The 11,355-nt window shown below is 37.4% G+C and carries 6 protein-coding genes; 5 read left to right on the forward strand and 1 reads right to left on the reverse strand.

Annotated elements, in window-relative coordinates:
- From rplJ to rpoC, 5 genes are all read left to right on the forward strand, one after another.
- Window positions 1-408: 50S ribosomal protein L10 (rplJ, locus tag ACY65O_RS03455; protein ID WP_462219455.1), on the forward strand; the 408-nt coding region annotated here is incomplete at its 5' end.
- Window positions 409-566: 158 nt separating this feature from the next.
- The gene (gene rplL, locus ACY65O_RS03460; protein WP_462219456.1) at window positions 567-938 is read left to right on the forward strand and encodes a 50S ribosomal protein L7/L12; all 372 of its coding nucleotides are present in this window, start codon (window positions 567-569) and stop codon (window positions 936-938) included.
- 258 nt (window positions 939-1,196) lie between these two features.
- Window positions 1,197-5,006, forward strand: a complete 3,810-nt coding sequence (rpoB, locus tag ACY65O_RS03465; protein WP_462219457.1) for a DNA-directed RNA polymerase subunit beta — start codon at window positions 1,197-1,199, stop codon at window positions 5,004-5,006.
- A gap of 74 nt (window positions 5,007-5,080) precedes the next feature.
- On the forward strand, window positions 5,081-5,611 hold the full coding sequence (locus tag ACY65O_RS03470; protein ID WP_462219458.1) for an ORF6N domain-containing protein: 531 nt from the start codon (window positions 5,081-5,083) through the stop codon (window positions 5,609-5,611).
- A gap of 43 nt (window positions 5,612-5,654) precedes the next feature.
- Complete coding sequence (rpoC, locus tag ACY65O_RS03475; RefSeq protein WP_462219459.1) at window positions 5,655-9,947, forward strand: DNA-directed RNA polymerase subunit beta'; 4,293 nt, start codon at window positions 5,655-5,657, stop codon at window positions 9,945-9,947.
- A 283-nt stretch (window positions 9,948-10,230) separates the two neighbouring features.
- On the opposite strand, the gene ACY65O_RS03480 is transcribed toward rpoC, so the two are convergent.
- The coding region (locus ACY65O_RS03480) for a hypothetical protein (RefSeq protein ID WP_462219460.1) at window positions 10,231-11,355 on the reverse strand (1,125 nt) is incomplete at its 5' end.

Below are 11,355 nucleotides of genomic sequence, written 5' to 3' on the forward strand. Positions count from 1 at the left end.
CGTGTTTGCTTTGATAAGCAGGTAGAAATGAAAGTGGCTAAAAACACTTTAATTAAAAAAGCATTGGAAAGTATTGATGCCGAAAAATATTCAGGCGTTTACGATTCTCTGCATAAGGTAACAGCATTATTATTCAGCGAAAACCCTAAAGATCCTGCAATGATTTTGAGCAGTTTTCGTAAAGAAAGTAAAGCAGAAAAACCAGAACTGAAAGCGGCATTTATTAATGGTGATATTTTTGTAGGCGATAACCAATTGGTAGCATTAACAAAAATTAAAACTAAGAATGAATTGATCGGTGAGGTTATCGGTTTACTGCAATCTCCAATACAGCGTGTTATTGGTGCTTTGCAAAACAGGCCCGAAGCGGCAGTAGCTGCTGAAGCTGCTGCACCAGTAGAAGGTTAATGCCCCCATCCCCTAAAGGGAGGTAAAGGCATTTGTAATTCTGGATTTAATTATTTTAATAAATCACCCATAGTTCCCCTTTAAGGGATAGGGGCAAACAATTTTTTTAATAACTCCGCCGGAGATAAAACGATGAAGGCGGGAAAAATTTAATCATTATGGCAGACGTAAAAGTATTAGCTGAATCATTAGTAAGCTTAACAGTTAAAGAAGTTCAGGAATTAGCTGAATTTTTAAAATCAGAGTACGGTATTGAACCAGCTGCTGCTGCAGTTGTAGTAAGTGCTGGTGGTGGCGAAGCTGCTGCTGTTGAAGAGAAAACAGCTTTTAATGTTATCTTGAAAGCTGCAGGTGCTAACAAATTAGCGATTGTAAAAATCGTTAAAGAATTAACAGGTTTAGGACTTAAAGAAGCCAAAGATTTAGTGGATGGTGCTCCAAAACCAATTAAAGAAGGTGTTGATAAAGCAACTGCTGAAGAATTAAAAACAAAATTAACTGAAGCTGGTGCTGAGGTTGAGATTGCTTAATTTTTAGCCGGTTCTAAAATAGCTTAAAAGCCGGGGAGTAATCTTCGGCTTTTTACTTTATGGATGGGGATAAAAAGTTAAAAAATCTGCTCATCAGCAAAAACCCTTCCAAAATCATAAAAAATCTAAAATCGCAAATCAAAAATCGAAAATAATCCCCTACCTTTGCACTCCTTTAATTTAGGGTTAGTGGCTTCAATAGCTTTCTAAGACAAATTAAAAGAAATCTTCTGCACACTTAAACGTCTTAATTACAATATGTCTGCAACAAAAACACCCGCTGCTAAGCGTATCAATTTTGGAAAAGTTGAACTCCTGGCAGAACAACCCGATTTGCTCGGAATCCAAATTCAATCTTTTAAAGACTTTTTTCAGTTGCAAACCACGCCTGATAAGAGAAACGTAGAGGGATTGTTCCGTGTATTCAAGGAAAATTTTCCTATTACTGATACCCGTAACATTTTCGTACTGGAATTTCTGGATTACTTTGTTGATCCGCCACGTTACACTATTGAAGAGTGTATTGAAAGGGGATTAACTTACGCCGTTCCCTTAAAAGCAAAATTGCGTTTAAGTTGTAACGATGAAGAGCATGTGGATTTCCAAACTATTGTTCAGGATGTGTTTTTAGGAAACATTCCTTACATGACCCCACGTGGTACTTTTGTAATTAATGGTGCAGAACGTGTGGTGGTTAGTCAATTACACCGTTCACCCGGTGTATTCTTCGGCCAGTCAACCCACCCAAACGGTACAAAAATTTACTCTGCAAGGGTAATTCCTTTTAAAGGAGCCTGGATGGAATTTGCAACAGACATTAACAATGTAATGTTTGCTTACATCGACCGTAAGAAAAAATTCCCTGTTACTACTTTATTACGTTCTATAGGTTTTGAAACTGATAAAGACATCCTGGAATTATTTGGGATGGCTAATGAAGTTAAAGCAGATAAAAAAACTTTAGCGGCATGCATTGGTAAAAGACTTGCAGCACGTGTGCTACGTACATGGGTAGAAGATTTTGTGGATGAAGATACCGGTGAAGTAGTTTCTATCGAAAGAAATGAAATTGTATTAGAGAGAGATACTTTGCTGGATGAAAGCAATATTGCTATGATTTTGGAAATGGATGTAAAGAGCGTATTTATCCAAAAGGAAGAAGTGAGCGGTGATTATGCTATTATCTACAATACATTAAATAAAGATACCAGTAACAGTGAACTGGAAGCGGTACAGCATATCTACAAGCAATTGCGTGGTGCTGATGCCCCTGATGATGAAACTGCACGTGGTATTATTGATAAATTATTTTTCAGCGATAAGCGTTACGATCTGGGTGAAGTAGGCCGTTATAAAATTAACCGCCGCCTGGGTTTAAATTTCCCTATCGAAAAGAAAGTATTAACTAAAGACGATATTATCGCCATCATTAAAACATTGGTATTATTAACCAATGGTAAAAGCGAAGTTGATGATATTGACCATTTAAGTAACCGTCGTGTACGTACAGTGGGAGAGCAGTTATATGCTCAGTTTGGTGTTGGGTTGGCCCGTATGGCCCGTACCATCCGTGAAAGAATGAACGTTCGTGATAACGAGGTGTTCACACCGGTTGATTTGATCAATGCAAGAACATTATCTTCTGTTATCAATTCATTCTTTGGTACATCTCAGTTGTCGCAGTTCTTAGACCAAACCAATCCTTTAAGTGAGATAACGCATAAGCGTCGTATCTCCGCACTGGGGCCCGGTGGTTTAAGCAGGGAGAGAGCCGGTTTTGAAGTACGTGACGTTCACTATTCTCACTACGGCCGTTTGTGTACTATTGAAACTCCCGAAGGTCCAAACATTGGTTTGATATCTACACTTTGTGTACATGCCAAGATCAATGATATGGGCTTTATTGAAACGCCTTACCGTAAAGTAACAGAAGGTAAAGTGGATATGAAGAAGATCACTTTCCTTAGTGCAGAAGAAGAAGATACCGCAAAGATTGCCCAGGCAAATATTGATATTGATGAAAAAGGAAACTTTGTAGAAGATAAAATTAAGAGCCGTCAAACTGGCGACTTCCCGATTTTAGATAAAGGCGAAGTGGAATACATGGATGTGGCTCCTAACCAAATTGTTGGTTTAAGTGCTTCGTTAATTCCGTTCCTGGAGCATGATGATGCTAACCGTGCCCTGATGGGATCGAACATGCAACGCCAGGCTGTACCATTAATAAAACCTGAAGTGCCTATTGTAGGTACTGGTTTAGAAGGTAAGGCTGCCCGTGATGCAAGGATTCAGATTCATTCGGATGGTGATGGTGTGGTAGAGTTTGTTGATGCCAACGAAATTCATGTAAGGTATAAGAGAAATGAAACACAGCAATTGGTTTCTTTTGAAGAAGATCTTATTGTTTATAAATTAACCAAGTTTGTTCGTACCAACCAGGAAACATGTATTAACCTGCGCCCTGCTGTTGTTAAAGGACAAAAAGTTAGCGAAGGCGATTTCTTAACGGAAGGTTATGCAACCAAAGGTGGTGAATTAGCTTTAGGCAGAAACATGAAAGTGGCCTTTATGCCATGGAAAGGTTACAACTTTGAAGATGCGATTGTAATAAGTGAGAAAGTAGTTAAGGAAGATCTGTTTACGTCTATCCATATCAGTGAATTTGAAATTGAAGTACGTGATACTAAATTGGGTGAAGAAGAATTAACACCGGATATTCCGAACGTAAGTGAAGAAGCGACAAAAGATTTGGACCAGAATGGTATCATCCGTATTGGCGCACACATCAAAGAAGGCGATATTATCATTGGTAAAATAACTCCAAAAGGTGAAAGCGATCCTACGCCGGAAGAGAAATTATTACGTGCCATTTTTGGTGATAAAGCAGGAGATGCAAAAGATGCTTCTTTAAAAGCACCAAGCGGAACTGAAGGTGTGGTAATTGATAAAAAATTATTCCAGAGAGCCAAGAAAGATAAGAATGCAAAGGTTCGTGAAAAAGCTCAATTGGATAAGATTGAAAAAACACACGAGAAGAATGAAATAGACTTACTGGAATTATTGGTGAACAAACTGCAAACTTTATTAAAAGATAAGAGCAGTGCAAGTGTGAGCAACAATTTTGGTGAAGTGCTGATTGGTAAGGGCGCTAAGTTTAATGCAAAGAATTTAGCTAACATCGATTATCAGAATGTTAATCCATTGGGATGGACCGGTGATGCTAAAACTGATGAATTAATAAACGTTTTATTACACAACTACAATATTAAGTTTAACGAGGAGTTAGGCCGTTATAAGAGAGAGAAATTCAACATTTCTATTGGTGATGAATTACCTGCAGGTGTGTTGAAATTAGCTAAAGTTTATTTAGCGGTTAAGCGTAAGCTTAAGGTTGGTGATAAAATGGCAGGTCGCCACGGTAACAAAGGTATTGTTGCTAAGATCGTTCGCCAGGAAGATATGCCTTTTCTTGAAGATGGAACACCGGTTGATATTGTATTGAATCCCTTGGGTGTACCAAGCCGTATGAACTTAGGACAGATCTATGAAACAGCATTAGGCTGGGCTGGTGAAAAATTAGGCGTTCGTTTTGCGACACCAATTTTCGACGGTGCTTCTGTAAATGAAATTGCAGAAAACATTGATAAAGCAGGCTTACCTAAATTCGGTCATACTTATTTATATGATGGAGAAACCGGCGAACGCTTCGATCAGAAAGCAACTGTGGGTATCATCTATATTATTAAGTTACACCACATGGTGGATGATAAAATGCATGCCCGTTCAATCGGACCATACTCTCTTATTACACAACAACCGTTAGGTGGTAAAGCACAGTTTGGTGGACAAAGATTTGGTGAGATGGAGGTTTGGGCACTGGAAGCTTATGGCGCATCTAATATTTTGCAGGAGTTGTTAACGCTTAAATCTGATGATATCATTGGAAGGGCTAAAACATACGAAGCAATTGTAAAAGGTGATAACGTACCAAGAGCCGGTATCCCTGAATCATTCAATGTACTGGTGCATGAATTAAGAGGATTAGGATTGGATTTGAAGTTTGAGTAAAATGCCTTTTTCTGCTCATGCAGAATAGGTTCAAGTAATAAATAGTTCTTTGTTTTTTGTAAGAAAAATATTTTATGTCAAAAGTCCTGAGCATTACTGAAACAGCGATTGAAAGTAAAATTTACCTGATACGTGGGCAGAAAGTAATGATGGACAGTGACCTTGCTGAAATGTATGGTGTAGAAACTAAAGCATTAAAACAGGCGGTAAAAAGGAACATGGATAAATTCCCTGAAGACTTTATGTTTGAATTGACTGCTAAGGAGGCTGAGGACTTTTCAAGGTCACATTTTGTGACCATGAAAAGAGGGCAAAATATCAAGTACCTTCCTTTTGCATTTACAGAGCATGGCGTATTAATGTTGTCCAGTGTATTGCGTAGTAAACAAGCGAATGAAGTAAACATCAGGATTATGAGGGTTTACAGCAAAATGAAGGAGTTGTTAATGCTGAATAAAGACATTCTACTGAAACTTGAAAAATTGGAAAGCAGTTCAGACAGGCACGACAAAGACATAAAAATCATTTTCTCTTACATAAAAAAATTAATAGAACAACCTGTAAAGGAAAAAACAAGCAGAATTGGATTTAAAAAAGATTGGTAAATAAAATTATCAATTATCAATTTAAAAATTATCAATTAATAATATGGCATTCAAAAAAGAAAACCGTCCAAGAGCTACCTTTTCTCAAATTACAATTGGTTTGGCTTCTCCGGATAGTATTTTGGAAAAAAGCTATGGCGAAATTTTAAAGCCTGAAACTATTAACTACCGTACTTACAAGCCTGAAAGAGATGGTTTGTTTTGCGAAAGAATTTTTGGGCCGGTAAAAGATTATGAGTGTGCCTGCGGAAAGTATAAGCGTATCCGTTACAAAGGTATTGTGTGCGACCGTTGCGGAGTGGAAGTAACAGAAAAGAAAGTACGTCGTGAAAGAATGGGCCACATTAAATTGGTGGTGCCTGTAGTGCATATCTGGTACTTTAAATCTTTACCAAATAAAATTGGGTACTTATTAGGAATGAGCTCTAAGAAATTAGAGAGCATTGTATATTATGAAAGATTTGTAGTAATTCAATCAGGCATCCGTGCTGATAAAGGACAAAATTATTCTGATCTTTTAACAGAAGAAGAATACCTGGATATTTTAGATACACTGCCAAAAGATAATCAGCATTTGCCTGATGAAGATCCAAACAAATTCATCGCTAAGATGGGTGCCCAGGCTGTGCATGATATGTTACAGCGCATTGATCTGGATCAATTAAGTTTTGATCTGCGCCACTCTGCAGCTAACGAAACCTCTCAGCAACGTAAAGCAGATGCTTTAAAGCGTTTAAGCGTAGTAGAAGGTTTCCGTGACGCTAATACAAGAATCAATAACCGTCCTGAGTGGATGGTAATGCAATACATTCCTGTTATTCCACCAGAATTACGTCCATTAGTTCCTTTGGATGGTGGCCGTTTTGCATCTTCTGATCTTAATGATTTATACCGTCGTGTTATTATCCGTAATAACCGTTTAAAAAGATTATTAGAAATTAAAGCACCTGAAGTTATCCTTCGTAATGAAAAAAGGATGCTGCAGGAAGCGATAGATAGCTTATTTGATAACAGCCGTAAATCCAATGCTGTAAAAGCAGAAGGTGGACGTGCCTTGAAATCATTGAGTGATGTATTGAAAGGTAAGCAGGGACGTTTCCGTCAGAACTTATTAGGTAAACGTGTGGATTACTCTGGCCGTTCTGTAATTGTGGTAGGACCCGAATTGAAAATGCATGAATGTGGTTTACCAAAAGATATGGCTGCAGAATTATTTAAGCCATTTATTATTCGTAAGCTGATTGAAAGAGGTATCGTAAAAACAGTGAAGAGTGCAAGAAAATTAGTTGATAAAAAAGAAGCTATTATCTGGGATATCTTAGAAAATATTTTGAAAGGTCACCCTGTAATGTTGAACAGAGCCCCAACTCTTCACCGTTTGTCAATCCAGGCATTTCAGCCAAAATTGATTGAAGGTAAGGCGATACAATTGCATCCATTAGTTACCACATCTTTCAACGCCGATTTCGATGGTGATCAGATGGCGGTACACGTACCTTTAAGTAATGCTGCTGTATTGGAAGCTCAGTTATTAATGCTTTCTTCTCACAATATTTTGAACCCACAAAATGGTACGCCAATTACCCTTCCTTCTCAGGACATGGTATTGGGATTGTATTACATTACCAAGGGTAAAAAATCAACTGCAACAGAAAAAGTAAAAGGAGAAGGCAAAGCGTTTTACTCTGCTGATGAGGTTATCATTGCTTACAACGAAAAGCAAATTGACTTGCATGCTAACATCAGGGTAAAAGTCAACTTCCGTAATGCAGACGGAACTTTAACTTTCAAACTTATTGAAACAACTGTAGGCCGTGTAATTTTTAATCAGCACGTACCTAAAACAGTTGGATTTATAAATGCCTTGTTAACTAAAAAGGCATTGAGGGAAATTGTTGGTGATATTTTAAAATGGACCAACGTTCCGGTAACAGCAAAATTCTTAGATGATATTAAAACATTGGGATACCGTATGGCATTCCGTGGTGGATTATCATTTAACATTAATGACTTAATTATTCCTGATGTTAAACAGGAATTGATTGATAACGCACAGGTAGAAGTAAGTGAAGTGTGGGATAACTATAACATGGGTCTTATCACCAATAATGAGCGTTACAACCAAATTATTGATATCTGGAGCCGTGTGGATACTAAAGTAACGGAAACATTAATTCGTGAGCTGGCAAATGATAAACAAGGTTTCAACTCTGTTTATATGATGCTGGATTCGGGTGCCCGTGGTAGTAAGCAGCAGATCAAACAGCTTGCAGGTTTGAGGGGATTGATGGCTAAGCCACGTAAATCAGGTTCATCAGGAAGTGAGATCATTGAAAATCCAATTCTTGCAAACTTTAAAGATGGTTTAAGTGTATTGGAGTATTTTATCAGTACGCATGGTGCCCGTAAAGGTTTGGCGGATACGGCTTTGAAAACTGCGGATGCCGGTTACTTAACCCGTAGGTTGGTTGACGTTAGCCAGGATGTAGTAATTAATGAAGAAGATTGCGGAACACTTCGTGGTAATGCTACATCAGCATTAAAAGATAATGAAGATATTATTGAAGCATTAAGCGACAGGATTGAAGGAAGGACTTCATTGCATAATGTATATCATCCTTTAACTGAAGAATTATTGATTACAGCAGGTGAAGAGATCAGTGCAGATATGGCTAAGAAAATTGATGAAAGCGGCATTGAAACTGTTGAAATACGTTCGGTACTTACCTGCGAAAGCAAGCGTGGTGTGTGTGTTAGGTGTTATGGTAAAAACCTTGCATCGGGTATGCTGGCACAGCGTGGCGATGCAGTGGGTATTATTGCAGCACAATCAATTGGTGAGCCGGGTACACAGTTAACGTTACGTACTTTCCACGTGGGTGGTGTGGCAGGTTCTGCTTCTGTAGAATCTACTTTACCGGCTAAGTTTGATGGTACCATTCAGTTTGACGGTTTGCGTACAGTAGCCACAGAAGATAATGAAGGTAAAAAAGTACATGTGGTAATTGGCCGTACCGGTGAGGTAAGAATTATGGATATTAAAAACGACCGTTTATTAATTACCAATAACGTTCCTTACGGTGCTACATTAAATGTAAAAGACGGACAGAAAGTTACCAAAGGCGATGTGATCTGTACATGGGATCCATTTAATAATGTAATTGTTGCAGAGGTTGGTGGTGTTATTAAATTTGAAGCGTTGTTAGATGGTATTACTTACCGTGATGAATCGGATGAACAAACCGGTCACCGTGAAAAAGTGGTTATTGAAACAAAAGATAAAACTAAACTACCAGTAATTATTGTAGAAGGAAAAGATAAAAAATCTTATAACTTACCTGTAGGCTCACACGTAGTAGTAGAAGAAGGTGATGATGTAAGAAGCGGACAGGTTTTAGTTAAGATACCAAGGGTATTAAGCAAGCTGAAAGATATTACGGGAGGTCTGCCACGTGTAACTGAATTATTTGAAGCAAGAAACCCAAGCAACCCTGCGGTTGTTTGCGAAATTGATGGTGTGGTTGCGTTTGGTGCTATCAAGCGTGGTAACAGGGAGATTATTGTAGAAGCAAAAGACAGCGTAGTTAAAAAATACTTAGTGCCATTGAGCCGCCAGATTTTGGTGCAGGATGGTGACTTTGTAAAAGCCGGTGCTGCATTAAGTGACGGACAAACTGCCCCGGCTGATATCTTAGCTATTAAAGGACCATTTGCTGTGCAGGAATATGTGGTAAATGAAATTCAGGAAGTTTACCGTTTGCAGGGTGTAAAAATTAATGATAAACACGTTGAAGTTATTGTTAGGCAGATGATGCGTAAAGTAACTGTAGAAGATGCAGGTGATACTAAATTTTTAGAAGGGGATACAGAAGACAGGCACGATTTTAATGCAGAGAATGATTACATCTTTGATAAGAAAGTAGTTACCGAAGCTGGCGAAAGCACCAAATTAAAAACTGGTCAGATAGCTACCCTACGTGATATACGTGAAGAGAATTCTATTTTAAGAAGGGCAGATAAAAAGTTAGTGGAGTTCCGTGATGCACATCCTGCAACTTCTTCACCGTTGTTGTTAGGGATTACAAAGGCATCATTGGGTACACACAGCTGGATATCTGCTGCATCATTCCAGGAAACAACTAAAGTATTATCATCTGCAGCCATACAGGGTAAAACAGATTTAATGCTTGGACTGAAAGAGAACGTTATTACAGGACATCATATACCGGCTGGTACAGGTTTACGTGAGTTTGAAAATATGATTGTGGGCAGTAAAGAAGAATACGAATTGCTTATGACAACTAAGGAAGCAATGAGTTTTGATGATGATGAGTAAAACGAATTTTTAATTCGTTCATGATATAAAAGGAGCAAGATTAATTTCTTGCTCCTTTTTTGCTTTAGTAGTTTAGGAAATATACACTGCTGGTTAAAAACCAAGCAGCGGCGATGGTAGAAGCGATGCACCCACGAAGGCGAATAAGTACTGAAGACCGGCTTTGCAATTTGCTGAAGCTAAGTTTGTAATGCCCAACTTGCTTTACATAGTAAACAAACAGCCGAAGTTTCAACGTCCAGCCCCACTTGTAGCAATACCAATGTTGTGCGTTAGTGCTTGTCTACCAGCCAGGGGTTAAAAATTTTCTTTTTCTTTCTTCTTCTCCACTTTTCAATTCATACTCGATTTGCTTCTTTATATATGCTTTTATCGGTATGAGGTCTAATTGATTTTTTAGTTTGTCAACGATTGTTAATATATTTTGCCAGTCTCTTGCTTGTACTTCACCAATTATGACATCACCACTATATGAACCTGCGTTTCCTCTCCAATAAATTTCTTTAAATGTATCTAAGTCTGTATTTAAAGTTAGATAGTGAGTGAATGATATTTCAAAAAAATCTTTAAAAAGATTACGCACAATATCAAAAACGGTATTCATTTTCTTGTAGTCTGTGTTGAATTTGGAAATATACATAAGAATAAAAGCCTTTGCTTTTGTTTGCTGGGCTTCTGTAAGGTGACTGAATAGAATATTTAGAGAATAATCCCCAATTCCAAAATAGGGATTATGTTCAATTATCAGGTCGGCTGCTTTTTCTATAATAGCTTCATGATTGTCCAAATCCCATACGAAGGGCAAATGATTATGATTATTCCTGTTAAGCCAATCTGTATCTGTATAAAATTGAGTTAGATATTCATATAGAAAGTCCTGCTTAATTTCAAGAAGTGTTTTTAATCCTTTTCTTTCCAAGTCAAAATGGCTACTAATTTTTTCTTGTTGAATATAGGCTTTGGACAACAACTCAAAGTCTTCATTAATGAATTTGGAATAATTTTCAAAAAAGTGATAAGATAGCGCAATGCTTAATTTATTATTTTCAATTTTGTCGACAATAATTCTTAGTGTTTTATGAATTATATCTTTGTCTATTGGAAGATATTTTTCAACGCTTTCGAATCTTAAATAACCAATATTCTTTTCAAAAGAAGAGTATGTTTTAAGTAGTACATCTTTGTAAAATTCGTTTGCAAACTCTTTTGGTAAACAATCAAAAAAAGCAAGTTGCCAGTAGATTTTATTTTCATTACTCCATTCATTTATTATATTCCATAATTTTAATACCCACTCTTCTGATTTATGTACAATAGATGTCAATGGCTTATACAAAGGGTTCATTCCCCTTGGATAGTTTTTTAATATACTTTGAGAAAGAAGATCATCGTCTACAATAATACAATT

The organism is Ferruginibacter sp., from assembly GCF_031430955.1.
Classification (GTDB): domain Bacteria; phylum Bacteroidota; class Bacteroidia; order Chitinophagales; family Chitinophagaceae; genus Ferruginibacter.